This window comes from Shewanella sp. JNE2, from assembly GCF_023159115.1.
GTDB classification, from domain to species: Bacteria; Pseudomonadota; Gammaproteobacteria; order Enterobacterales; family Shewanellaceae; genus Shewanella; species Shewanella putrefaciens.
In genome coordinates this window covers 1,953,048-1,978,243 of the sequence record NZ_CP096169.1, presented here as the reverse complement: position 1 = coordinate 1,978,243, position 25,196 = coordinate 1,953,048, and the positions used below count along the sequence as shown (strand labels likewise).

The following is a 25,196-nucleotide window of genomic DNA, read 5'->3' as shown; positions in this document are numbered from 1 at the left end:
GCTTCTTATGACAATTTTTGGTTATACTCGGCCGAAATTCACGGCAATGGTAACAACTTGATGACTGAACGAAAACTGATCCACATCTTCACTGACGGCTCTTGCTTAGGCAACCCCGGCCCCGGTGGCTATGGCATTGTAATGAATTATAAGGGTCATACAAAGGAGATGTCCGACGGTTTTGCACTTACCACCAATAATCGCATGGAATTGTTGGCACCAATCATCGCCCTAGAAAGTCTTAAAGAACCTTGCAGAGTCGTTCTTACCAGTGATAGTCAATATATGCGCCAAGGCATAATGACGTGGATCCACGGTTGGAAGAAAAAAGGGTGGATGACCTCAAACCGTACGCCTGTCAAAAATGTGGATCTTTGGAAACGCTTAGATAAAGTATCGCAAATGCACACTATCGATTGGCAATGGGTAAAAGGCCACGCTGGCCATGCTGAAAATGAGCGTTGTGATATCCTAGCACGCTCCGCGGCTGAAGCGAATCCAACCCAAATCGATGAAGGTTATCAACCTTAAGCACACTCCTCTAAATCACTAGAGATAACGAGATAATAAATATTCTGTTTTACGCACTCACTTATCGTAAACATTGTGTGGTATCAATCTCTAAAAGCCTCCTTCCCATATAGCGTTAGAGGGGCTTTCAGTTGATATCACTTCAGATGTCACGTATTTACCCTAGTGAGCAATATTGAAGAAATTCCCGCAAAACTGCACAAACGCTTGCCCTAAAGAGGTCGCTTGACGGCTTTTATGGGTAATGCGATAAAACTGCCGCTCTAGGACCAGCCCTTCAACTGTCACCATCGCCAATTCTTTTCGGCTTATCTCCTTATCTAGAGCAAGCTCTGATAATACGCCTAATCCTGCACCTTGCTTGACAGCATGTTTAATCGCATCCGGCGTAGAAAAGCAGAATTTAGCCTCGGGACGTATATCTAACTCATTGGCAGCATTAACAAAATATTCTCGAGTGCCAGATCCTTCTTCTCGTAGCACCCAAGATTGTCCTTTTAGTGCGGCAGGTTTTACGATTTTGCCAGCAAGCGGGTGCGCAGGATGACAAAACACGAGTAATGTATCCTTATGCCACACCTCAACCTTCAATCGACTATCAGTACAATAGCCTTCAATAAAGCCCATTTCTGAACGAAATTGTGCTACCGATTGGATCACATCTTGGGTATTTGTGATTGCGACATCCACGTGGGTTTGAAGATGTTGCTGACAAAAAGCCACTGCTGCTTTGGCGAGTAAATAATTACCGATTGTCGAGCTAGCCCCCACGCTTAAATGCCCAATAAGATCGCCATCTTGCTGAGTAAAAGCTTGTTCAATCTGCTCGACTCTATGTAATAAATCCGTTGCCAGAGGTAGTAACAAATTGCCTTGGGAATTTAATTGTAAACGATTGCCAATTCGTTCAAAAAGTCTAGCATTTAGCTGTTTTTCTAATTCTGCCAATGCCATAGAAGTCGCTGGAGGAGAAAGGTTAACTTGCTCCGCGGCTTTAGCAACCTGACCGCTTCGCGCTACGGCTTCAAATACAGCCAGTTGCCTCAAGGTTATTCGCATATCATACTCGTTTTTACACGCGGTTATTTGGAATGTTCCGATAAATGTCCAGAACGGCCTGCGCTTGATGCGGTGCTCCAGTTAGGCTGTAATACTTTACGTTTATCACGGATCGGGGTTAATGGGGATTCTAGCTTACGCGCTACGATCAAATATAAGCTCCCAGTGCTAGGCAACCAAGATGCTAATGTTTGTTGTAGAAAACGTCCTTCATTAAATTCACCAATCAAAGGGTGGTATACCAAACGCTCATCACTTACCACTTGATATCCTAAAAGTCCGAGCCAATCCCTCACCCGTGATGGCATAAAAAAACGGCCATTCCAAGGTAAACAATCTTGATATTTAGGCCACAATTTACCTAAAAAAACAGGGCTTAGCGGGTTAAATCCCACAATAAATAAATAGCCACCAGCGATAAGTACTCGGTCAGTTTCACGTAAAATACGGTAGGGATCAGGTTCAAATTCCAGCAGTAAACTCATCACTACAGCGTCAATCACACCATTTTGCAGGGGAAGATGACAAAAATCGCCAATAATTGAAGCATCTTGGCTTGAAGATAAGGAAAAGTGATGCGCGACAGGAGATTCCATACTGGATAAGGCAGCACTTAAGGGGCCGAGCTTTAGTAAATGATAACCAAATACCCGCGGCCACCAGTGAGCTAATTTCTCTGCCACTGCAAATTCTAGCGCAGCACCATTGGGTAAATCTTCCCATTGTTCAGGTTTGCATTCAGCACTGAAATACGACACAACGTTTCTCCATTACCCTTGTACGATAGCAATTCAACCAAACCCTTGCTGACTGATATAACCATGTACAGAACACTATGCCATTATGGCAAAAGTCGCCAAGGTGTATCGACTTGTGGATAATAACCTTATCTATAAATTGAAATACAGCCATAAGGTGGTTCTATGCTCACTATAACAGCGATTAAAGCCTTTAATGACAATTATATCTGGGTGTTACAACAAACTCCCCACTCGCAGGTTTATGTTGTCGATCCTGGTGATGCTAAGGTCGTTATTGCCTATCTGGTCTCCCATCAGTTAGCACTCGCTGGTATTTTGCTCACGCACCATCACCAAGATCATACTGGCGGTGTCGGGGAACTTAAACGTTACGTTGAGCAAACTTCATCACAAACACTGCAGGTTTACGGACCACAAAAAGAAAATATTGCTCATGTCAATGTACCACTTAATCCTGAAATGCGAACTGAACTCACCCTTCCTTTCCTTAACGCTCAAATACAAGTGCTGAACGTGCCAGGCCATACAGCTGGACATATTGCCTATGTCATTGAGGATGCGCTTTTTTGTGGTGATACTTTATTCAGTGCAGGCTGTGGTCGACTATTTGAAGGCACCGCGGAGCAAATGCTTAGCTCTCTTACACTATTAGCCAAACTTCCTGCGAATACTCGAGTTTTCTGCGCCCATGAATATACCCTCTCCAATCTTAAATTTGCTCTAACAGTCGAGCCTAACAATCTAAATTTACAGGCATATATGCAAAAAGCCACAGAAATGCGTGCTCAAAATAGCGCTACAATTCCCTCAAGTATTGCCTTGGAGCGAGCTATCAATCCTTTTTTGCGCGTGGGAGAACAAAGCATTATTGATAGTATAAAACAGCATTTTGATGATCCCGATCCTATCAAACTAGATGAACTCACTTGTTTTACCCGCCTTCGGCAGTGGAAAGATATTTTTTAGCACCAACCGATCGTTTTTAGATTGAAATTTATACAGTTTTTTCCACTTTTGATGATGTAAGTCAAAAATAGCCTTACAAGATGTACGATAATTAAGGGACAAGATCGAAAAGATCCCATAGAATGGCTCGTTTTTGCGTGAATACTTTGCGCTCTGTGTTGTCATTATCCTATTAAAAATCATGCTTTTAATCTACAAGCATGGCGCACTGACAATGCACTAACAGAGGACTACCGTTTTCCATGAGAGTATCACTTTATATTGTAGTAGGGGGATTTGCCCTACTCGCGGGTTGTCAGACATTGGATAACCCTGAGGTTACTAAGCCAGAAGCTAAAGCCGTCACAAAACCAAATACCGTCACTCCCTTTTATCTCTCATCAGAGGTTGAATCGGCGCAAATTACCGATGTGTGGGAACGAATTCGTCAAGGAATGCAATTACCTATCCCTGACCAAAAATTAGTCAATCAATACCGTGATTGGTATATCAAGAATCCGAAACATCTCGAAATTATTTCTGAGCGTGCGGCTCCTTATATGTATATGATTGTGGAAGAACTTGAGAAACGTCATCTTCCGATTGAGATTGCACTACTGCCCATTATCGAAAGTGCCTTCGACCCATCTGCCTCCTCTGCCAGTGCTGCTTCGGGGTTATGGCAATTTACCACACCTATGGCCAATCATTTTGGATTAGAAATGAACTGGTGGTATGACGGTCGCCGTGATGTACCTGCCTCGACGATTGCCGCATTGGATATGTTGGAATATCTCTATGATAAAACAAATAATAATTGGCTCTATGCTTTTGCAGCTTATAATTCTGGGGAATCACGGGTTCTCAATGCAATAAAAAATAATGAGGCAAAAGGGTTAAAAACGGATTTTTGGTCACTTAATCTACCTAAAGAAACTAAACGCTATGTGCCTCAGCTTCTCGCGCTTGCAGAGGTTATTAAGCATGCCGACGAGTATGGTATTACTTTAGCACCAATAGAGAATACCCCCTCAATTGAAGTTGTTGATATTGATAGCCAAATTGATCTTGCTATGGCTGCAGGACTTGCCAATATGACAACGATGGAATTACAAAAACTCAACCCTGGCTATCATCGCTGGGCAACGTCGCCCTTGGGACCACACACCTTAGTATTGCCTATAGATAAATCTGAAGAGTTTAAAAAAGCACTGGCGGAGACAGAGAGCGAAGCAAGAATGAGCTGGTTGCGATATACCATCAAATCCGGTGACAGTATTGGCGTGATCGCTAAAAAGCACCATACAACTGTAGCAGCAATTCGCGCCGCTAATGGTATGAAAAACAATACGATTGTTGCAGGTAAGCACCTGATTATTCCAGTTTCTGCGGATGATAAACAGTTATACGCTCAATCGACAAGCCAGAAATTACCGAAGAAATTACGCTCTTCAACAAATACTCAACTGACGCATAAAGTGCAATCCGGCGACACCCTGTGGGAAATTGCAAAAAAGTATAATGTGACAATCAAACAACTGACTGTATGGAATCACTTAAAGGAAGATAGCAAACTGCAAACAGGGCAAAAGCTGGCCGTTTTAGCGCCTAAACACACTGAAACTACCGAAAAAACCCGTACCGTCAGCTATAAAGTAAAATCCGGTGATTCATTGGCTCGAATAGCTAGCAAGTTTAACGTCACCGTCACTGAATTGTTGGAATGGAACAGCTTAACTCAATCGCAATACTTACAACCTGGCCAAGTATTAAAACTGGTTGTCGATGAAAGCAAATTAAACGCTTAGTGACAACGCTATTTAAGACGGGTCAAACCCAAAAGATAAATCAAAAAAGGCAGCGAGTCCTTGAAACGCTGCCTTTTTCAGTACTACATTCAACACAATCTCGCCGTTATTCCCATTGAAGCAACACCACCACGGGGATCATAACTGGCACCTCTGACTCAATGACCTTGGCCGCAAAGTGGGCTTCTAAACGAGCCCCATCGGTTGAAATAGCGGCAAGGATGTTTTCAGGAATGATAAACTTCTCCGTTATAGAAGCTCCAGCATCAAGCCGAGTATCACGAATGGCCTGTGTGAACATCATCTCATCCGACCAAGCCCATAAACGCTTTCCTTCCATAGTGACAAGCCAGAGATCCGCGGTCATTCCCGAGTTATATCGTAACGGCACGGCATAAGATTGTGGATTCGTCACGGTAAAAGTGACCGTTAATGGCTGCTTAACTCCCACAAAGGGATCAAACAATAACTCCCCCTGTAGTAGCCCTTGTACCTTATCAGATTTCACTTGCTCGACCTTTAATCTTGAGGCTCCCATAGCAAGCTCGAGCACAGGATCCGCCGCACGAACAAACTCCGACTGAACAGCCGTGTTCTCTGTGATAGCGGAAACATTTGTATCTGCTATTTCGGGAGCCGAGCAGCCAACCAATTGACTACTGATTAAAATACTTGCACAGATAAGACAAGCACCACGCGCCACTATAAACCCCCAAGCTTTTTCAGCAGAGAATCTTTCAATTTTTCCTTCGCTTTATCCGTTTCTTCCTTCAGTTGATTATTCAATAAAGCTTGAGTATCCAATGCATACTCTGGTTTTTGGAAAGTGCCAGTTATCGCTAATGGAATATCAACCCCCGCAAGAGCATCTTTCTCACTGCCTCCCTGTCCTTTTAATGAGTTAACAAGGCTAGCCGTCAATCGATAATCGAGGGCCTCTGTTATTAAATTTGCATTCCCTTTACCCGCAAGACGCAATAATGGAGATGCCATCGATAAATCAGGATTCGTAGCAACACCATTTTCCAATGAAAAAGTGCCTGTCAGACTCGAAAAGTCTGTTTTACGCTCTTCTTTCGTATCAGCCGATAAATCACCTTTTAACTTAGCTTGTGCACTGCGGATCATCTGCGCAATATTGACGCCATAAAGCGCACCATCCGTGATATCAAAACGACCATTAGCGAGTAGATTTTTCTTTAGCGCCTCTGGAAGTAAGCTTTTTCCTCTTCCTTTCAGATTGAAATTTGCCATCCCTGCTAACAAGTCAATATCGGCTGCATCCTTCAGTAATGGCTGAATTTGCACGCCTGTTATTTGTTTATCAAATTGATAACTGGCGACAGTTTGGCGAGCATCAACTTGAGCACTCATCAATAACTTTCCTTGATATAAATCAGCCGTTAATTGTTTAAGATCGAGTATGCCATTTTTAACCCCAAGATCGAGTAACCAATTTTGGGTCGACAAATTAGCGACTTTAATTGATTTCACCGCCAGTTTAACACTGAGATCGAGTGATTTTAGTGCACTAAGATCCGGCTCCGTTGCTTGCTCAGCCCCTGCCGATACTGGAGCGCCATTTGCTGTTGCCTCTGATTTAGGTAAGAGACTATCGACATCTATATCACCAACTTGGAAATCAGCCTTAATTTGTGGAACCTTTGTTCCATAATTCACCGTTAACTTACCAGAAGCATTAATATCCGCAGCGTTTAACTGGGTTATATCCGCCAATAGTTGCTTTTTATCTAAGGCGATTTCGGTATTGACACTTAACGCTGTAGTCAATTTTTGATTGGGAATACTATTGCCTTCCACCACTGTGTCGATTTTTAGTTTCTCTATCACCAACTGATTAAAATCACGACTTAGCTTAAGTTCACCTTCACCTTTACTGGTGATTTTCATATCGGATAACGTGGCAGTGAATTCGTAAGCAATAGGGGCAAATTTGTCTAAAGAAAATGTACCTAAAGTCAAACTGTCTAAAGTGAATGTTTGAGTTTCGCCCTTTGTCTCATCAATCATATTAATTTGTGTGTTGGTAATTGACACGCCACCCACTTCAACACTCGCAAGTTGGGCTGGAGAGGAAGCAGGCGCAGCTGTGGAGCTAGATTTGACACTGGGATCAGTTCCCGTTAGCCCATCTAAGCTGGAACTGCCATTTTTACGAGTCACAAGATTAATGTTAGCGCCATCCAAACTTAATTGAGCAACTTGGATCTCTTTACGAAACAATGGTATTAAGGCTACTTCCGCTACAGCTTTGTTCACATCAAGCATTGATTTAGGCGTAAACCCTTCAGGATTTGATAATGAAATGCCTCCAAGGTTAATGCCAAGCGCAGGAAAAAACGTCCAAGATAGATCATCAGCAATAACGAGTTCACGCCCCGTTTGTTTTTTCACAGCATTAACAATTTCGGGTTTAAAATCATTAGGGTCGAAGAAAACGGTAAGGTATAGGGTGACTAACAAGGCTAATGTCACCAGAATAGCTAAAAACCACTTAATGAGTTTCATACAAACATCCTTATCAATAATATCTTGAATTTTGAGCGAATTTTAATTTAAAAAAGCAAAGTTTAGCGACTCCTCGCTGATTGCTATCCCATTCTCATCGGCATAAATCATCATGCCGGGTTTAACGATAACGCCTCCCATGTCGATAGGCACATTGATTTGTCCTTGATTTAGCTTTTCAGTCTTAATGGGCATGGCTCCGAGAGCACTCACCCCTAGATTAAAGGTCGCCAATCTAGCAACATCACGCACATACCCATTAATCACAACGCCTTGCCAACTATGATCTAAAGCACTTTGCGCGATAAGATCGCCTAATAATGCTCTACGCGATGAGCCACCGCCATCCACAACGAGTACTTTACCATGACCATCTTGGGCCAATATTTCCTTCACTTTAGAGTTATCTTCAAAACATTTTACCGTTACAACTTCCCCCCAAAACAGGCGCTTACCACCGTACGCCTTAAACTCTAAGGGTAATAAAGTCAGTTTTGAAGGGTAGTGGTCGAACAAATCTGGTAATAGATCAAGCATTTGTATCTCCGCGCAGACTAAAACTTTAGACTACTCACAATTCTAAGTCCCGACAAGCTGAAATAAGAAACACCCCCCATTTTTATTGGTTTTAAGCAACTAAGCACTTGGTGAATATTGGCATAACCACTATAATCTGCGATAGTTAACAGCCCATGACACCTTCTTGGGTTTCTACCTAAGTGATTTCGTAATTAAATTCCTATACTTCCTTGTTATAAAGCGAAAACAAAATGACTACTGATATTGATTTACAGAGTGCTATCGCAGCTCTTGATGAATATGGATATGATAAAAAAGTCTCCGCGGATCTTGAGCAAGCACGCAATAAACAACAGATGGGAAAATATATCAAATCTCTCGACTATAGCTTACGTCGATTATTGATATTGCAAGAAACCGTCAACGAACTTGTTGAAGAAAAGAAACATCAACTCGCTCAGAAAGAAAACATCCAAACTTATAAAACAAGAATCATTAATTTATCAAGAGAATTTAACATTTCCTACGAGGATGTGTTAGCGCTTATGGCTGAAAATGCCCGAAATAAATAACATTATTGCTGAAATTTAACTCTCTTTTTATAGACAAATTAAATTCGAATATCACTGTTATAGTAATGACAAATATTGGTATTACGCCATGTAACGTCATCAATCATTAGATGGCTCGGTTGATTATTATGACAATAATCAATATCCCTATTTACAGCCATTGATTTACAGTTAGGATGTCAAACTGTGATTTTGGGTGAATATCGTTATCATTTGGGTGACTATCGTTATCAGTAGTCACCCAAACGAGTCAGTATTGATTATTTAGCTTGCATCAACTGACGAATATATTTGACGGGTGCACTACCATAACTTAGAAACTGTTCGTGGAAGGTTTTAAGATCAAAATCCTTGCCTTTTGTCTGCTTGTACTCTTCTCGAAAATCATATATTTCACGGTAACCAGAGTAATAGCTTGTCAATTGCACTTGGCTTAATGTTGCACGGCGCCATTTTCCTTCTGCTTCAGCCTGTTGTTGGAATGCCTCTTCCATCATCAAAGCAATGGCTTCGGCCTCAGTCATCCCTTTAACATGAATGCTGTAATCTAAAATAGTGTTACAGATAACCCTAAGATTCCACTTATAGTACATTAACCACATTTCAGGCTCGAAATTCCCGTACCCCTCCTCGAGCATCATACGTTCCGTGTATACCGCCCAGCCTTCAACCATGGCGCCATTACCAAATAGACTTTTAATAAGGCTGGGCGATTCATTAGAATAAACTAACTGAGTGTAATGCCCTGGAATGGCTTCGTGAATATTCAAGATCTGCAAAATCCAATGGTTATATTCTCGTAGGTAACTTTCAGCGGACTCATCCGTCATGCCATCAAGTGGCGTGACGTTATAATAGGTATTACCGAGTTTTTCATAGGGACCAGGGGCACTAATTGAAGCCCCCGCATATCCGCGCATATATTCTGGTGTTTCACGAACAACAAGGGGCTTGTTAGGATCAAGTGTTACTAACTTTTTCTGATTAACAAAATCGATAAGTTCGGGAATTTGTTTACGGACTTCGTCTACAAATTCATCACGCTTAACGTGTTTGGTTGATAATTTATCAATCAACTGACGAATGGCAATTTTATTATCTGATGGTTTCGGCGTAGAGAAATATTGAGGCCAAAGCTTATCGGTAATTTTTGCCATTTCAGCTTGAACCCTGTCTTTATCTGCGACTGCTTTTTGATAAAGCTGTTTTGCAGTCATACCAGCTTGAATATCAAAGGCAAATTTTTGCTCGTATAAATCTTCACCAATTCTAAAACTACGAGTGCCCTCTTTTTTAAGCGTTGTCACCAAACTGTTTAACCATGAAATATGGTTATTAATGGCCACTGTCGCCGCATCAAAACGGGTCTTGAATAATGCTTTCTCAGCATCACTCAAGCCAGAGTTGGCAACTTGTTTCAATAAATCATCAGAAAATACCGAAAATGCGCCCTGATTTTGCAACACAGCAAGCTCGGTATGTTCAAGGGTCGGCTGGCTAATATTGGCTTGAGCTGCAGCATAATAAGCAGGAATATTTTCCATTCTCGCGAGCACTGAGCGTAATCTATCATCCAACGGTGCAAAGTTTTCATTGATGATTTGAGCAAAGCCGCCAGCAACATTGTAATTAGCTGGATCCCACTGCCAAGATTTAAAGGTGGTAATATCCCAAGCTAGGCTATTCAGTAAATTATCTATCAGGTGATAATCAATCACCTCATTAGAGGTTAAGGTTTTTTGATCGAACTGTGCCAATTTTGCCTGTTGTGCTTTCACAAAAGCTAAGGTCTTGGCTCGACTAGCATCATCGGGGATCTCTAAGTAGCCATCATTCACATGCTTACCACTGTAAAGTGCCCACGTGGGTGATAACGCCCATAATGAGTCAATAAATGCGGCGCTGAATTGTTCAAATGATGTGGCTTGTACTTCACCAGAGGTAGAAGGAACCGTTGTACTCGTCTGGGATTGACAGCCAGCAAGACCAGCTAGCGATAATACAATCGCAAGGGAGAGCGTCGTTTTTTTCATTATTTTTCGTCCTTTATTATTGTGATAAACGATATTGTGATATTCGAGCTAAGGTGCTAAACCAGATCACTTGAACAGTGCAACAAGCAAAGTGACCTAAATGAGTCTTGGTTAAAAATGCACTAAGTTAATCATATCGCCTCAATAATTGCAGCAATGTTACCCGCGAATACATGCTCAGTTACAAATTTGTGCGCCAACTATTAAAGGGATATTTGAATAATAAAGGACTGAATACGGCTTACATTATGGATAGCGATTGCTACTGAATTTGAGATATTCGCCTTTTCTGCCATAGCTACTGCTATAATATGAGCCTGCTTTACTGTTAAACCCATTTTAACAGTTTGCCCACGACATTCTTTATTTGAGACACCCCATGCCATTTTCCAAACTTGGATTAAGCGATCCGATTGTAAAAGCCATCACAGAACTCGGTTATGCAAGCCCGACCCCCATTCAAACCAAAGCGATACCTGTGATCCTAAGCGGTAAAAACGTACTCGGCGCTGCACAAACAGGCACAGGTAAAACCGCCAGCTTTGTGTTACCTCTATTGCAAATGTTTGCTGATGCCCCAAAAATTCGCCCCAAACGTGTACGTGCCATTATCCTTACACCGACCCGTGAACTTGCCGTTCAGGTTGAGGAAAATATCCGCCAATACGCTAAATATCTGCCACTCACCTCTATGGCGATGTACGGAGGTGTCGATGCCGCACCTCAAAAGAAAAAACTGATTGAAGGTGTAGATATCTTAGTCGCAACACCGGGTCGACTGCTTGATATGTATACTCAAAGAGCGATCCATTTCGATGAGCTTTCAGTACTTGTACTAGATGAAGCTGACAGAATGCTCGATATGGGATTTATTGAAGATATCAATAAAATCATCGAGAAATTACCGACACAAAGACAAAACCTATTATTTTCTGCCACCTTATCAAAGCAAGTTCGAGTATTAGCGAAAACTGCCGTTGAAAATCCTGTTGAGATTGAAATTTCACGAAACACGGCCACTGCACCACAAATTGATCAGTGGCTCACCACAGTTGATAAGGATAAAAAGTCTGCGTTACTCAGCCATCTGATTAAAGAACAAGCTTGGGATCAAGCATTAATTTTTATCCAGACCAAACAAGGTGCCGCCAAATTAGTTAGTCAGCTTGAAAAGCGTGATATTAGCGCCGAAGCCTTCCACAGTGGCCGCAGTCAAGCGGTTCGTGAGCAGCTTTTAGCCGATTTTAAATCCGGTAAACTGGCATTTTTAGTGGCGACAGGAGTTGCATCACGCGGAATCGATATCGATGCCCTCACCCGCGTTGTGAATTATGACTTGCCCGATGAAGCCGATGATTATATTCATCGTATTGGTCGAACAGGCCGCGCAGGAGAGCATGGTGAAGCGATATCTTTTGTGTCAAAGGATGATTTTAAGAACCTCTGTGCCATTGAGCGCCGTTTAGGTCACCTTATAGTGCGTAAAGAAGTCGAAGGCTTTGCTCCTAAAAAAGAAGTGCCAATCTCCATTCTCGATTTTGTGCCAAAACATAAGCCGGAGAAAACATTTCGCCCAACAGAGTCTGCTGCGGGAACTTACCGCAGTGCAAAGGAAGGGACTTTTGAAACGGCTAAGGCGAAAAAGCATCGCAGTGCAAAGTCGCAACCAAAGCCAACGACAAACGCGACTTTACGTCCAACAAGAACGGCAGAGGGAAGTCCAAAACAACAGGACAGTGGTGCCCCTTTTAATCCATGGGCCAGCGGACCTAAAACCAAGTAATTCAATCGAATAGAAGCTAATACTATGATTATTTTCACTACCAATATCGGGGATATCAGCATCGAACTCGATTTTGAGCGAGCGCCTGTCACTGCCAAAAACTTTCTCCGTTATTGTGAAGAAGGGTTTTATGAGCACACTATTTTTCATCGCGTGATCAAAGGCTTTATGATCCAAGGTGGTGGTTTTACCGCCAAGATGAAAGAAAAACCGACCCACGACCCCATAGTCAACGAAGCCAATAAAGGTCTTTCCAATACCTTAGGCACGATTGCCATGGCACGGACTGACGCCCCACATTCCGCCACGGCGCAGTTTTTTATCAATACCTCGAATAATGATTTTCTCGATCATACGGCCACAACAAACAACGGTTGGGGTTATGCCGTATTTGGTAAAGTGGTCGCGGGACTTGAGGTAGTACAGCAAATTGAAAAGGTCAAAACCACTAAAGTCGCAGGCCATGAAGATGTACCGCGCGAACCTATTATTATCGAAAAAGTAACCATTACAGGGTAATTTTCACGGAATAAGGTGGGTAAAACAACAAAGGGAGCTTATCGCTCCCTTTGTTTTTCATCGTGGGTCAATCAATATCCTTGAGCGGCCACAACACGATATGATCTTCAATATCTTTTATCCTGCGCTCATCAATCACTTTACCTTGAATCGACATCCCCGCATGATGCATCGCTTCTTTAGAGCCTGTGATTAAGGGGTGCCAGCTTGGCAAGTCACGCCCAGCGGCAAGCCGGCGATAGGCGCAACTATCGGGCAACCATGTTAGTTCATCGACATTATCAACTGAAATCACTGTGCATTGAGGTACATGGGAAAAACGGTCGGTGTAATGCTGACAACTCGCCGTTTGATGATCCAGTAATAAACAAGCCGCATTGGTGTAATACAGATCTTCTGTTTCATCATCAATCAACTTATTCAAACAACATTTTCCGCACCCATCACAGAGGGATTCCCACTCAGTTGGGCTCATCTGTGCTAATGTCTTGCTCTGCCAAAATGCCATGTTCAACGATTTCTTCTCAATAAAATCCCGCATAATGCGGGCTATTTTACACTAATTTATACATGGATACTGAATTCTCTACTGACGATAATACACAATAGAAATACCAAAAGAATTACCGCGCAATCAATCAAACGGGATCTAATCACCCTTTCAATGACCCATCCGGCAACAATTGTTGTATCGACTAATCTTGGAGCCCAAGATTGCGTTTATGTTCAGCCAATAAATTAACTTGAGGAGGTGGAATTTGCAGGTAGTAGCCATTTTCATCGATCGCGGCTCTGACTTTATGAATATCGGCCATTCCTAAAGATTCTCGTTTCGCAATAGGAAAGACCATCACTAATTGAGGTGTACCAAACATTGCCATTAAGGCTTCAGGCACATCGTCAAAACAATCTCGTTTCTTCACAAATAAATATGTATCAGCCTTTCGGGTACTTTTATAAACGGTACATAACATAAGAGTATAAATATCCAATAGTTCAAACTTGCCAGCCAATGGGGCACACTATAACATGGTCGCCTAATAATTTAATTGCAAAATCAGCGAACCGACTGATGATTTCTTAAGAAGAGTGCCGGGATGTCAAAACCTAGCTTAGAGTTAAAAGGAGCTTCTTTTACTCTTTCAGTGCTTCACATTAATAGCAGTGACTTAAATGCAGTCATGGCTGAATTAGATAGCAAATTGGCACAAGCCCCACAATTTTTTCTGGGCGCGCCTTTGGTGGTCAATCTCAGTGCCATCCAGCATAATGATTTTAATTTACATGGCCTCAAGGAACTACTGCTCTCTCGTCAATTAGTGATTGTTGGGATAACGGGCGCGACAACCGTTCTCAGTAAGCAGGCCAAAGACTTAGGTCTTGCCATAGTCAAAGCGGGTAAACAAAGCACAACGCCTCCCCCTGCGCCACGCCAAACTAAAATCGTTAAACAAAATATCCGCTCCGGGCAGCAGGTCTATGCAAAAAATGGGGATTTAATCATATTTGGTGCGGTAGGCAATGGCGCTGAAGTCATTGCTGATGGTAGCATTCATATCTATGGCGCATTACGAGGGAAAGCCATGGCGGGCGCGGCGGGCGATCCCACAGCCGTCATCATCGCCCACTCTCTTGAGGCCGAACTCGTTTCGATAGCAGGGCAATATTGGCTCGCTGAAAATCTACAACAACATAGCTCAGATAAAAGCGGCTGTATTCGCTTAAATGGCGAGTCGCTTATGGTTGAATCATTGCCCCTCTAAATGGCAGAAAAAAGGATAGAGAGAAACATGGCACAAATTATTGTTGTCACTTCAGGTAAAGGCGGTGTAGGTAAAACCACATCGAGTGCTGCTATTGCGACTGGCCTTGCAATGCAAGGGCACAAAACTGTTGTTATCGATTTCGATATAGGTTTACGAAATTTAGATTTGATCATGGGCTGCGAACGTCGGGTAGTTTACGATTTCGTCAATGTGATCAATGGTGAAGCGAATCTTAATCAGGCACTCATCAAAGACAAACGCTGCGAAAAACTGTTTGTTTTACCGGCCTCACAAACCCGTGATAAAGATGCATTAACTAAAGAAGGCGTCGGCCGTGTTCTGGACGATTTAGCCAAAGACTTTGAATTTATTATCTGTGACTCACCTGCGGGCATTGAACAAGGTGCAATGATGGCGCTGTATTTTGCCGATATTGCCATTGTGACCACTAATCCAGAAGTCAGCTCAGTGCGCGACTCAGATCGTATTCTGGGAATGCTGCAAAGCAAATCACGCCGTGCAGAACTGAATCTAGAACCGATAAAAGAATATTTGTTACTGACTCGCTACTCACCAAGCCGTGTAAAATCGGGGGAGATGTTAAGTGTTGATGATGTTCAAGAAATTCTTGCTATTGAGTTGTTAGGCGTTATTCCAGAGTCCCAGTCGGTTCTGAAAGCCTCTAACTCAGGTGTGCCAGTGATTATCGATCAAGAAAGTGATGCGGGTTTAGCTTATAGTGACACAGTCGCGCGTTTATTGGGTGAAGATGTCCCACTACGCTTTATTACGGAAGAGAAGAAAGGTTTCTTACAACGGATATTTGGTAGCTAATTATGTCTTTACTCGACTATTTCAAAAGCAAGAAAAAGCCTAGCACTGCGGTAATGGCAAAAGAGCGCTTACAAATTATTGTGGCTCATCAACGTGGACAACGGGACACCCCCGATTACTTTCCACAGATGAAACAAGAGATTATTGCCGTGATCCGTAAGTATGTGCAGATTTCTGATGATCAAGTGTCTGTGCAGTTAGATCAGAACGACGATAACTTATCGGTACTCGAACTTAACGTGACTTTACCAGACAGATAAGTCGAGTTTTAGCGTCATCCTCAAGTGAGGATGACGCTTTTTGCTGCATGATTTTCAGTTAGACAGTTAGACCTAAACGTCAAGCTTTGCGAGGGATTGTGCGGCGATTTCGCCACGCCACCCAGTTAAGATTATCGGTAAATCGCCCTGCTCTGCGTCCCATCTCCATTGTAAATACTCATGGATATGTCGCTTAGAACCTAGCATTTCCAGTGGAACTTCATACTTTTCACACAGTTCAGTCAAACAGTTTTTGATCAGCTTAAAAGCAGATTTATAGCCCGGCTTAAGTGCAAGCACATCGACAAGCTCTGGTAGATTGACCAAATCCACGGTTTGCATTACTCGCAAAATCTCTTTACCGTGAATACGCTTTTCCTGCTCGGTTAGGTCGTTTAGCTTAAGCAACTCGGTCATACTTTTAGGCTGTTTTTTAGCTAATGCAATCAGTCCATGATCTTTAATCACAAATCCCAAAGCTAAATCACGTGCTAAGGCTTTTTCAAGACGCCATTTGGCAAGTACTTTCAGGTAAGCCAATTGAATTTCAGTCAACTGAAAGGCATTTTTAACTTTTAAATAAGCGGTATCGAGATCTGGCGTATCTAGCCGCCCTTCCGTCATCCTCACCCCTTCCTCATATAACCAATTTAGGCGCCCCTGAGCGACCAATTTAGCTTCAAGCTGAGGGTAAAGTTGATGCAGATACAATACATCATTTGCGGCATAGGCAAGTTGCGCTTCGGTTAATGGCCTGCGGATCCAATCGGTGCGTGACTCACCTTTATCAATCACTTCGCCAAGACAGGTTTCAACTAACTTTGCATAACCAACACCATGCCCCATACCACATAAAGATGCCGCAATTTGGCTATCGAATAAAGGTACAGGTTGACACTGACCATAGTGCGCGAATACTTCTAGGTCTTCACTACAAGAATGCACTAATTTAATAATATTGGGATTCGCCAACAAAGCCCAGAATTTGGCGAGATCGGGTAGCGCGACAGGATCAATCAACGCCAAGGTTTTTCCATCATAAGCTTGGATCAAACCTAACTTTGCATAATAAGTACGGGTACGAACAAACTCGGTATCTAACACGAGTATTTTACTTTGCTGATATTGAGCAACGAGGGCGTTAAGGCTCACTTCATCACTCACATAGTGGAACACTGACAAATTCTTCTCCAGATCCCGTGGGGTCAATCACAGTCCATAAAAACAAAAGCCGGCAATTGCCGGCTTCAATCTTACGTACGCTTAACTTCGTCTCTAAGCTCTCGTCGCAAGATCTTACCCACATTGGTTTTAGGTAACTCGTCCCTAAATTCTACCAGCTTCGGCACTTTATATCCCGTTAAATGAATACGACAATGCTTAATGATGTCATCTGCGGTTAACGATTTATCTTTTGCCACCACAAAAACCTTCACTAATTCTCCGCTAGCCTCATTTGGTACACCTACAGCCGCGACTTCGATAACCTTGGGATGCAGGGCAACGACCTCTTCTACTTCATTAGGGAAGACGTTAAATCCTGAGACTAAAATCATATCTTTTTTACGGTCAACGATATAGAAAAAGCCTTTTTCGTCCATATAACCAATATCGCCCGTAGCTAACCAACCATCTTTATCAATGACTTTGGCCGTTTCTTCTGGACGCTGCCAGTAGCCTTTCATCACCTGTGGGCCTTTACCAAATAACTCACCGGTTTCGCCTTGGGGCAACACATTACCCGCATCATCACGTATTTGGATCAAGGTCGATGGCGCTGGAAAACCAATAGAACCGTTGTAACCATCTAAATTATAAGGGCAACAAGTGAGCAGAGGTGAAGCCTCTGTCAAACCATAACCTTCCAGTAAGCGGGTTTTAGTAATATTTTGCCATTTATCCGCAACCGCTTTTTGTACTGCCATACCACCACCGATAGACAGCTTTAAACGGGAAAAATCAAGTTGCGAAAAATCGTCACTGTTCACAAGCGCATTAAATAACGTATTCACCCCAGTTAATGCGGTGAAAGGGTATTTTTTAAGCTCTGCCACAAAGGCTGGAATATCACGGGGATTGGTGATCAAAAGATTCTGACTGCCCTTGTGTAAAAACAATAGGCAATTCACCGTTAACGCAAAAATATGGTACAGAGGCAATGCTGTGACGACAAACTCACTACCATCTTTAAGGGTTGGAGAATACGCACCATCGGCTTGGAGCACGTTTGCAACCACATTTTTGTGGGTCAACATGGCACCTTTAGATACCCCTGTTGTGCCACCTGTGTATTGTAAGAAAGCCAAATCATCATTAGTGATAATTGGCTTAATATATTGCAAACGGCGCCCCCTTGTTAAGGTATCGCGCATTGATAAGGCATGGGGCAAATCATATTTAGGCACTAGCTTCTTAATGTATTTAACAACAAAATTCACTAAAGTTCGCTTCGGTGCGCTGAGTAAATCACCCAGCCCCGTAATAATGACACTTTTGACTGGCGTTTGATCCACGACTTCTTCTAAGGTACGGGCAAAGTTTGATACGACGACAATGGCTTTGGCGCCGGAATCAATTAACTGGTGCTTAAGCTCACGGGGAGTGTAAAGCGGATTGACGTTAACAACCACCATACCTGCACGTAAAACACCAAACAATGCAATAGGATATTGCAAAAGATTCGGCATCATAATCGCAACACGATCACCCTTTTCGAGCTTTAACTCATTTTGCAGATAAGCGGCAAAGGCACGGCTGCGCTCTTCCAATTTACGATAAGTGAGTGTGGCACCCATATTGATAAATGCAGGTTGATCAGCATATTTAGCTACCGCTGTCTCGAACATATCGACAAGCGATGAATACTGATCAACATTGATTTCAGCAGGCACATCTTTTGGCAAATGATTAATCCAAGGCTGGTCCACAACTCTCTCCTAAATCCCCACAACTGCGGAAACGGTATCCATACAACCGTCAACACTCGGTAAATACCGAGTTAAAATACCGACTTACATTTTTGTTATTGATTAACTCGCCATAAATCATACGAGCGTTTTAATTTTGATCATCATCACATAAAAAAAACAAAAAACCTAGTGTCTTTTTTGCATTAGCAAAAGCCACTATTCAATAAATGATTTGATCAACTCGGCAACCCCTAAAGCATTACCCATATGAACATGGTGATCACCATCGATGGTTTGTTCCGACAAATGTTTGAACCACATGCGCGCCTTTGGCAACGCGCTTTGCAACTGATGAAATCCTTGTCGCCCACAAATCAGTAATGTGCTCACTGAAATGTCCTGCATCAATGCATCAACCTGAGCAAAAGTTAAACGCTGCGGCGAATCTAATCGCAATCTTGGATCGCTACGCCACCCTATTCCCCCACCTTCAGTTCGCATGTTGCGCTCAAGCAATAACCGACACCAAGGTTCGGCAAGACCGGTAAGATGTGATCTCGCCCTAACAGCGGTATCAATAGTGTCGTAGACTTTAAGCTGCCGCTGTTTTTGGGCAAGATATTTCTCATGCTGATAAAAGCTCTTTCTTAATCGTGATTTTGCCTGAGTTACTGGCTCAAATAATGGACTCAGCGCTTCTATAAGGATGAGTTTATTGACCTTCTCAGGAAATACCGCTGTATAAGCCGAGGCAATAATACCACCAAGTGAATGACCGATAATGGCTACAGGCTGCACAGGTAAAACCCCGAGTAAGGCATCTAAGTCATATAAATAATCAATCCAATGTAACGGATAATGACCTGGCCTATGTGCAGAAAAACCATGCCCTGGCCAATCGATAGCAAGCACTTGATAATCCATCAAATAGGCGGCAAGAGGTTCAAAACTATTGGCATTATCTAACCAGCCATGTAAAGCAAGTAACAGTGGTCTATCTTTCGCCCCCCATAACCGTCCTGCAAGTTTGATATGAGGTAAAACAAACTCAATTTGATTTTCGGGGGCGGAAGATTGCCACATAATGCCTCTAATGTCAGGTAATTAGCGTGATTTTTTGACAAATTTGAGTGTCATGCGGTCACTCTCTCCAATTGCTTGGTACTTATCTTTATCAGTATCACCTAACGCATATGACGGTGGTAATGTCCACACTCCCTTAGGGTAATCCTTTGTATCCTTTGGATTTGCATTAATTTCAGCACTTTGTTCTAAGGTAAACCCAACCTTTTCGGCTAAGGTGACCATGGCCGCTTGATCCATATAGCCACTGCTAACATTCATTCCCTCGTTTGCTCTGTGTTCAACAACACCAAACACACCGCCCTCTTTCAACACCTTATAAGAGGCCGCAAATACATTTTCCAATTGATCGCTCGATGCCCAGTTATGCAAATTCCTAAAGGTTAAGACTAAATCGGCACTGCCATCGACACCTAGGTTCATTTTATTGGGTGGATCAAAGGTTAAAATTTTCGCATTACCCAACACCGCTTTATTCGCCGTCATCCATGCTTCAAATTTAGTCCCCGCATTGGAGCGATAACGATTTCCAGGGGTATCTGTGGTCGGTGAAGTTTCAAAACTCGCGGCAATATATTGACCTTCTTTGGCTAAATAAGGACCCAGAATTTCGGCATACCAACCATTACCCGGCCATAGTTCTATCACGGTTTGATTAGGTGCAATACCAAAAAAGCTCAAAGTCTCAGCAGGATGGCGATATATATCACGGCTGACATTTTTAGCTTGGCGAAAATCGCTTTTTAAGGCTTTTTCTAGACCTTCATCAGCATAGGTAAGGCTTGAACATAGGCTCGCAACGAGCATACTGGTAACTAATGCGACTTTTTTCATTGTAATTCTCCATGAATACCGAAGGCTTAACCTAGCAGCCAAATGTTCAAAAATCCAAGAAAATAGAAGAGTCTTTGGCTTAAGTCCTGCAAATGTTGAGGGGAAACTGTCAATATTGGATAACAATGTTTGATGACAAGATATGAAAACTACTTACCTAATATGACGGTAACCCTTGATAAAAAATGAAATAAATGAAGTATTAATGGTACGCTCTCGAATCAACTCGACGCCAAGCCAAGAATAAAGCACAGGCACTCGTCAATAACCATAGCATCACCCAAATCCATGCGGGGATCCATGAAAGTTCAGCCAATAATACGGCATCACCTTGACCATCAAGTCCTAATAGCACCGTTGGACTAGCAAGGGCATTAAGCATGATCATCAAACCCACAACCCGAAGAAACTGAGTTAATACTTTGTTTTGGTTGAGCTTTAATGGCATTAAAAAAATAACAGTCAATGAAGCTAAAATCGCCAAAGTAAGGATATCCCTTCCCCACAGTAATCCGCTTAACACTACTAGCCCACCAAGCAAAGCAAAACTAACGCGGATCCCCCGAGGCCAAGTAGCAAGTAAATAAATCAAGTATCCCCAACAGGCTGCACCAAAATACCCTGCAAAACCAATAAATAATGGCGAACCACCTTGGCTAAAGCAAAAACCCGCCCCATTAGGAAACAATTGAATATGGCTAACAATCCCGCCACTTAATAGCGTCGCAATACCATGGGATAACTCATGGAAATAACTTTCGAGCCATTTAAACGGTACACTGAGATAAGGTATACGGGTGAGCAGTAAGGCTAACATCAATTCAATGATAAATAGCCCACGGCTAGGGACTCCAGAAGACAAACTATAGGCTGAGTCTTTTTTTACCACGGAAGAGGCACTATGTTGAGGATCAAGCATAAATATCCACACCGACCATTTGCTGAATTTCTTCACGCTTGGCGGCATGTTGTGTTTGTAAATATTGAGCGATAGCACCTTGATGTCCACGAGTATCTTGCTCATATTCAAGGTGAGCACCCAGTCTTGACTGTAAGCTATCTGCAGTGTTCGGGGTGTCATCTAGACTTAATGCTTCGATATCATCTCGTTCAATCACTGGATGCAACTTTTCAGCCGCTGCTAGCCCCGGAATAATGGCGGGGCGATTGCTTGCAACGGCCTGCGTCAAACTGGTTTGATTAGTATTAATCTGCATCAAGGTGCCTACATTCATACTCAATTTACGTTAGTCTTTATGTTCTGCCATTCGTTATTTTCAATCCACACCCCGACAGAGCATGAGTTACAATAATCACCTACAACACCGATTAAGCTGTATTTCATTCACGGCCCGGTAATTTTTTCCACGTCACAGTATCACGCAAATAAACCGGTTCGAGTTCATCCACTGTCGTACTAAACCCTGATTTAATTCCTACATCGGCAAGTGTTAGCATAGCCCGTGCATCGGGATATTTCACGGCATCAATGACTAAAATCCCCTTTCCGATAGCCAGTAATTCTGGATAGGCATCAAAACCCGTACCGCATCCATAAATAGGCTTGAGTGGATCTAAACTAAGGATAACCTCAGAGGGTGCACTCACCACTTCTTGAGCAACTAAGCTCGCAATGCCGTTAACCGCGGCAAATTGTCCCCAATATACTTCGCCCATGCGCGCATCGATAGCACAGAGCACTTGTTCGGCGTTATGTTCAGCTATCGCCATTTGGGCCATTGCCGCTAAGGTTGAAATACCAATCACAGGTAAATCTAAGCCCAGTGCCAGACCTTGAGTCATACTGGTACAAATACGTATCCCAGTAAAGCTTCCTGGGCCGCGACCATAGGCAATTGCTTCAACCTTATCTAGACCAATGCCAGCCTCTTTTAAAACGGAATCTACCATAGGTAATAGCCGCTGACTGTGCTCACGGGGTGCGTCAGCCAGTTCAGAAAATATTTGTCCTTGATAATACAGCGCCGCAGAACAGGCTTCGGTACAAGTGTCTAAGGCAAGAATACACGCTGAAAGTTTGTCTGTTGTCATTTAAAAACCGGATAATCGGGCAAGCATTTGCACTATATTCAGTGGTTCGCGACGGGGCGAAATACTGTGCCAATGCACCATTAAAAACTGGCGCAAATGATAACATCAAATTCACGAAAACAAAGGGCAAAGCCCTATCCACGGTAAAATAGTCATAATGTATCCCATCATTCATTTCGCTGGCCTTGATTTGCCAGCTTTCAGCCTTAAACTATCAGCCAAAATCCAATACCAATGTCGTGTAATGCAATGTGATATAAGTCACTTAACGGCAAATGCAGTAAAAGATCTCGATAAAATGAGGAAACTTTTTAGCTTATATCTGTCAGAGCTAACACCTGAACCTAGATTGAACCACAGTATTACGCTCCACCTTCGATAAGGAAATGTCATGTTAAACACGCCTCCATTGCGTCGCCTAAGACGCTTACGTAGCTCAGAAGCGATGCGCGATCTGCTGCGCGAAACCCAAATATCATTATCAGATTTAATCCACCCGCTATTTATTGAAGAACAGATCAATCATGCGATACCCATTTCGACTCTTCCTGGAATTAGTCGTCTTCCTGAAAGCGCATTAGCCGATGAGGTTCGTGAACTTTATGCACTCGGTATTCGCTATGTGATGCCCTTTGGAATTTCCCATACAAAAGATGATAAAGGCAGCGACACTTGGGATGACAATGGGTTACTCGCCCGTATGGTGCGCGCAATTAAAACCGCAGTGCCCGAGATGATGGTGATCCCCGACATTTGCTTTTGTGAATACACAGATCACGGCCATTGCGGCGTGGTGCACAATAATGAAGTCTGCAACGATCTCACCGTCGAAAATTTAGTTAAGCAATCGGTGACGGCCGCCAAAGCTGGCGCCGATATGTTAGCGCCATCGGCCATGATGGACGGACAAGTGAAAGCCATTCGCCAAGGGCTCGATGCCGCAGGTTTTGAACATGTGGCGATTCTGGCCCACTCGGCAAAATTCGCCTCTTCTTTTTACGGTCCTTTTAGAGCGGCGGTAGATTGCGAACTCAGCGGAAATCGCAAGGGATATCAACTGGATTATGCTAATGGTCGTCAAGCCCTGTTAGAAGCCTTATTAGATGAAGCCGAAGGCGCCGATATCCTGATGGTTAAACCCGGCACGCCCTACTTGGATGTGTTAAGCCGGTTAAGACAAGAAACCCACCTACCACTCGCCGCCTATCAAGTCGGCGGCGAATATGCTGGCATCAAGTTTGCCGCCCTTGCAGGCGCCTTGGATGAGCGTGCCGTGGTGACAGAAACGTTTATCGGCTTAAAGCGGGCGGGTGCAGATTTGATTGTCAGCTATTACACCAAACAGTATGCCCAGTGGTTAGCTGAAAACCATTAATGACGGTGTTTTCACTTAACAACTAACAAAACGCCACCTTAATTGGGTGGCGTTTTTATTGCTTTAGCCTTACATGTCTTGAGGAATGGCGTAAATTAAGCCTTCTGCAGTGCTGCAAATAGGGCTTTGATTTTCTCCACTTTAGGTCGAACCGCTATTTGGCAATAGGGTTCCTCGCCATGTAAAGCAAAATAATCATAATGATAATTTTCAGCAGGATAAAAAGTTTCAAAGGCTGAAATCTGCGTCACAATAGGCGCATCAAAAACTTTAGCGGACTCTAATTTTGCAATCATTTCATTAGTTTGTTCTATTTGATCCGCGTTATGAGCAAAAACGACCGAACGATATTGTGGCCCCTTATCATTACCTTGGCGGTTAAGCGTGGTTGGATCGTGACTTTCAAAAAACACTTGCAACAATGTCGTAAAATCAATTTCCTCTGGGTTAAACTCAATATGCACAACCTCAGCATGGCCGGTTTGGCCTGAGCAAACAGATTTATAATCGGCATCATGGGCTTCGCCACCACAATACCCTGAGGTCACATTGACAACGCCCTTCAGATTTTTAAAGATGGCCTCAACACACCAAAAACAGCCCGCCCCCAAAGTCGCAAATTGGTTCGATGACGGCGTGTAGGTCTGCTCCAATCCCTGAAATATAAGTGAAATCGAGTTAACACAATGACGAACATTTTTAGGCGTCAAAAACTCCCCTTCAAATACATGACCTAAGTGACCACCACACTGACTACAAACGATTTCTGTTCTATGACCATCGGCATCGATATGGCGAGTTACAGCGCCTTGAATCTCATCATCAAAAGCTGGCCAACCACAATGAGCATTAAATTTATCATCAGATCGATAAAGAGGAGCGTGGCATTTTTTGCATAAATATAATCCCTTAGCGTCGTGCTTATAATATTCGCCACTAAAAGGGCGTTCAGTGCCTTTCTCTTCGATAACATAGCGTTCAAAATCGGTCAGTTTGTTCATATTTATGCCCTTTCGACTCACGT

General features: G+C 42.9%; 26 protein-coding genes. 10 read left to right on the top strand and 16 right to left on the bottom strand.

Annotated elements, in window-relative coordinates; genetic code table 11:
• Window positions 1-60: 60 nt before the first annotated feature.
• Window positions 61-531, top strand: coding sequence for a ribonuclease HI (gene rnhA / locus MZ182_RS08880; RefSeq protein WP_011789536.1), 471 nt, complete (start codon window positions 61-63; stop codon window positions 529-531).
• 162 nt (window positions 532-693) lie between these two features.
• On the opposite strand, the gene MZ182_RS08875 is transcribed toward rnhA, so the two are convergent.
• A complete protein-coding gene (locus tag MZ182_RS08875) occupies window positions 694-1,590 on the bottom strand; it encodes a LysR substrate-binding domain-containing protein (RefSeq protein ID WP_248065890.1) in 897 nt (298 codons plus the stop codon).
• Between the two features lie 23 nt (window positions 1,591-1,613).
• Window positions 1,614-2,348, bottom strand: a complete 735-nt coding sequence (locus tag MZ182_RS08870; protein WP_014610457.1) for a class I SAM-dependent methyltransferase — start codon at window positions 2,346-2,348, stop codon at window positions 1,614-1,616.
• Window positions 2,349-2,513: 165 nt separating this feature from the next.
• Between MZ182_RS08870 and gloB the strand changes: the two genes are divergently transcribed.
• Together gloB and MZ182_RS08860 are read left to right on the top strand one after the other, a co-directional pair.
• Complete coding sequence (gene gloB / locus MZ182_RS08865; RefSeq protein ID WP_011789539.1) at window positions 2,514-3,317, top strand: hydroxyacylglutathione hydrolase; 804 nt, start codon at window positions 2,514-2,516, stop codon at window positions 3,315-3,317.
• A 242-nt stretch (window positions 3,318-3,559) separates the two neighbouring features.
• Window positions 3,560-5,104, top strand: a complete 1,545-nt coding sequence (locus MZ182_RS08860; RefSeq protein WP_014610455.1) for a LysM peptidoglycan-binding domain-containing protein — start codon at window positions 3,560-3,562, stop codon at window positions 5,102-5,104.
• Between the two features lie 106 nt (window positions 5,105-5,210).
• On the opposite strand, the gene MZ182_RS08855 is transcribed toward MZ182_RS08860, so the two are convergent.
• Genes MZ182_RS08855 through MZ182_RS08845 form a run of 3 tightly spaced genes read right to left on the bottom strand, consistent with a single transcriptional unit; the run spans window position 5,211 to window position 8,170 of the window.
• Window positions 5,211-5,807, bottom strand: a complete 597-nt coding sequence (locus MZ182_RS08855) for a BsuPI-related putative proteinase inhibitor (protein ID WP_248065891.1) — start codon at window positions 5,805-5,807, stop codon at window positions 5,211-5,213.
• Window positions 5,807-7,633 carry an AsmA family protein gene (locus MZ182_RS08850; protein WP_248065892.1) on the bottom strand — a complete coding sequence of 609 codons (1,827 nt, stop codon included), beginning with the start codon at window positions 7,631-7,633 and terminating at the stop codon, window positions 5,807-5,809. Before MZ182_RS08850 ends, MZ182_RS08855 begins: the two co-directional genes overlap by 1 nt.
• A 42-nt stretch (window positions 7,634-7,675) precedes the next feature.
• Window positions 7,676-8,170, bottom strand: a complete 495-nt coding sequence (locus tag MZ182_RS08845; RefSeq protein WP_011789543.1) for a putative 4-hydroxy-4-methyl-2-oxoglutarate aldolase — start codon at window positions 8,168-8,170, stop codon at window positions 7,676-7,678.
• 233 nt (window positions 8,171-8,403) lie between these two features.
• Here MZ182_RS08845 and MZ182_RS08840 point away from each other — a divergent pair, with 233 nt between their 5' ends.
• Window positions 8,404-8,724: a hypothetical protein gene (locus MZ182_RS08840; protein WP_011789544.1), complete on the top strand. Its 321-nt coding sequence runs from the start codon at window positions 8,404-8,406 to the stop codon at window positions 8,722-8,724.
• Between the two features lie 260 nt (window positions 8,725-8,984).
• Here MZ182_RS08840 and MZ182_RS08835 read toward each other — a convergent pair whose 3' ends face one another.
• Window positions 8,985-10,757, bottom strand: coding sequence for a DUF885 domain-containing protein (locus MZ182_RS08835; protein ID WP_248065893.1), 1,773 nt, complete (start codon window positions 10,755-10,757; stop codon window positions 8,985-8,987).
• 379 nt (window positions 10,758-11,136) lie between these two features.
• Here MZ182_RS08835 and MZ182_RS08830 point away from each other — a divergent pair, with 379 nt between their 5' ends.
• Both MZ182_RS08830 and MZ182_RS08825 read left to right on the top strand, forming a co-directional pair.
• Window positions 11,137-12,540, top strand: coding sequence for a DEAD/DEAH box helicase (locus tag MZ182_RS08830; RefSeq protein ID WP_248065894.1), 1,404 nt, complete (start codon window positions 11,137-11,139; stop codon window positions 12,538-12,540).
• Between the two features lie 24 nt (window positions 12,541-12,564).
• The gene (locus tag MZ182_RS08825; RefSeq protein WP_014610451.1) at window positions 12,565-13,059 is read left to right on the top strand and encodes a peptidylprolyl isomerase; all 495 of its coding nucleotides are present in this window, start codon (window positions 12,565-12,567) and stop codon (window positions 13,057-13,059) included.
• A 67-nt stretch (window positions 13,060-13,126) separates the two neighbouring features.
• On the opposite strand, the gene MZ182_RS08820 is transcribed toward MZ182_RS08825, so the two are convergent.
• Together MZ182_RS08820 and MZ182_RS08815 are read right to left on the bottom strand one after the other, a co-directional pair.
• The gene (locus MZ182_RS08820; protein ID WP_025008110.1) at window positions 13,127-13,567 is read right to left on the bottom strand and encodes a YcgN family cysteine cluster protein; all 441 of its coding nucleotides are present in this window, start codon (window positions 13,565-13,567) and stop codon (window positions 13,127-13,129) included.
• 187 nt (window positions 13,568-13,754) lie between these two features.
• Window positions 13,755-14,033 carry a YcgL domain-containing protein gene (locus MZ182_RS08815; RefSeq protein WP_011789549.1) on the bottom strand — a complete coding sequence of 93 codons (279 nt, stop codon included), beginning with the start codon at window positions 14,031-14,033 and terminating at the stop codon, window positions 13,755-13,757.
• Between the two features lie 123 nt (window positions 14,034-14,156).
• On the opposite strand from MZ182_RS08815, the gene minC reads away from it, so the two are divergent.
• The 3 genes from minC to minE are packed head-to-tail and all read left to right on the top strand — an operon-like array spanning window position 14,157 to window position 15,919.
• Complete coding sequence (minC, locus tag MZ182_RS08810) at window positions 14,157-14,822, top strand: septum site-determining protein MinC (protein WP_011789550.1); 666 nt, start codon at window positions 14,157-14,159, stop codon at window positions 14,820-14,822.
• A gap of 27 nt (window positions 14,823-14,849) precedes the next feature.
• Entirely contained in the window at window positions 14,850-15,659 is an 810-nt protein-coding gene (gene minD, locus MZ182_RS08805) for a septum site-determining protein MinD (RefSeq protein ID WP_011789551.1), read from the top strand.
• Between the two features lie 2 nt (window positions 15,660-15,661).
• Window positions 15,662-15,919 (top strand): cell division topological specificity factor MinE, encoded by a 258-nt coding sequence (gene minE / locus MZ182_RS08800; protein ID WP_007648439.1) that lies wholly within the window; start codon window positions 15,662-15,664, stop codon window positions 15,917-15,919.
• Between the two features lie 72 nt (window positions 15,920-15,991).
• On the opposite strand, the gene rnd is transcribed toward minE, so the two are convergent.
• The 7 genes from rnd to tsaB all read right to left on the bottom strand — a co-directional run bounded on the left by rnd (window position 15,992) and on the right by tsaB (window position 22,797).
• On the bottom strand, window positions 15,992-17,101 hold the full coding sequence (rnd, locus tag MZ182_RS08795) for a ribonuclease D (RefSeq protein ID WP_025008109.1): 1,110 nt from the start codon (window positions 17,099-17,101) through the stop codon (window positions 15,992-15,994).
• A 71-nt stretch (window positions 17,102-17,172) separates the two neighbouring features.
• On the bottom strand, window positions 17,173-18,846 hold the full coding sequence (gene fadD / locus MZ182_RS08790) for a long-chain-fatty-acid--CoA ligase FadD (RefSeq protein WP_025008108.1): 1,674 nt from the start codon (window positions 18,844-18,846) through the stop codon (window positions 17,173-17,175).
• A 198-nt stretch (window positions 18,847-19,044) separates the two neighbouring features.
• Complete coding sequence (locus tag MZ182_RS08785; RefSeq protein WP_011789554.1) at window positions 19,045-19,911, bottom strand: alpha/beta hydrolase; 867 nt, start codon at window positions 19,909-19,911, stop codon at window positions 19,045-19,047.
• Window positions 19,912-19,932: 21 nt separating this feature from the next.
• Window positions 19,933-20,745: a class I SAM-dependent methyltransferase gene (locus MZ182_RS08780; RefSeq protein WP_014610447.1), complete on the bottom strand. Its 813-nt coding sequence runs from the start codon at window positions 20,743-20,745 to the stop codon at window positions 19,933-19,935.
• Window positions 20,746-20,947: 202 nt separating this feature from the next.
• The gene (locus MZ182_RS08775) at window positions 20,948-21,664 is read right to left on the bottom strand and encodes a M50 family metallopeptidase (RefSeq protein WP_011789556.1); all 717 of its coding nucleotides are present in this window, start codon (window positions 21,662-21,664) and stop codon (window positions 20,948-20,950) included.
• Window positions 21,657-21,962, bottom strand: a complete 306-nt coding sequence (locus MZ182_RS08770; protein WP_011919192.1) for a hypothetical protein — start codon at window positions 21,960-21,962, stop codon at window positions 21,657-21,659. The genes MZ182_RS08775 and MZ182_RS08770 overlap by 8 nt, the downstream gene beginning before the upstream one ends.
• 124 nt (window positions 21,963-22,086) lie before the next feature.
• A complete protein-coding gene (gene tsaB / locus MZ182_RS08765) occupies window positions 22,087-22,797 on the bottom strand; it encodes a tRNA (adenosine(37)-N6)-threonylcarbamoyltransferase complex dimerization subunit type 1 TsaB (protein ID WP_248065896.1) in 711 nt (236 codons plus the stop codon).
• 391 nt (window positions 22,798-23,188) lie between these two features.
• Between tsaB and hemB the strand changes: the two genes are divergently transcribed.
• The gene (gene hemB, locus MZ182_RS08760; RefSeq protein WP_011789559.1) at window positions 23,189-24,172 is read left to right on the top strand and encodes a porphobilinogen synthase; all 984 of its coding nucleotides are present in this window, start codon (window positions 23,189-23,191) and stop codon (window positions 24,170-24,172) included.
• A 95-nt stretch (window positions 24,173-24,267) separates the two neighbouring features.
• Here the strand turns inward: hemB and MZ182_RS08755 are convergent, their stop codons facing one another.
• The gene (locus MZ182_RS08755; RefSeq protein WP_248065898.1) at window positions 24,268-25,173 is read right to left on the bottom strand and encodes a bifunctional methionine sulfoxide reductase B/A protein; all 906 of its coding nucleotides are present in this window, start codon (window positions 25,171-25,173) and stop codon (window positions 24,268-24,270) included.
• Window positions 25,174-25,196: the final 23 nt, after the last annotated feature.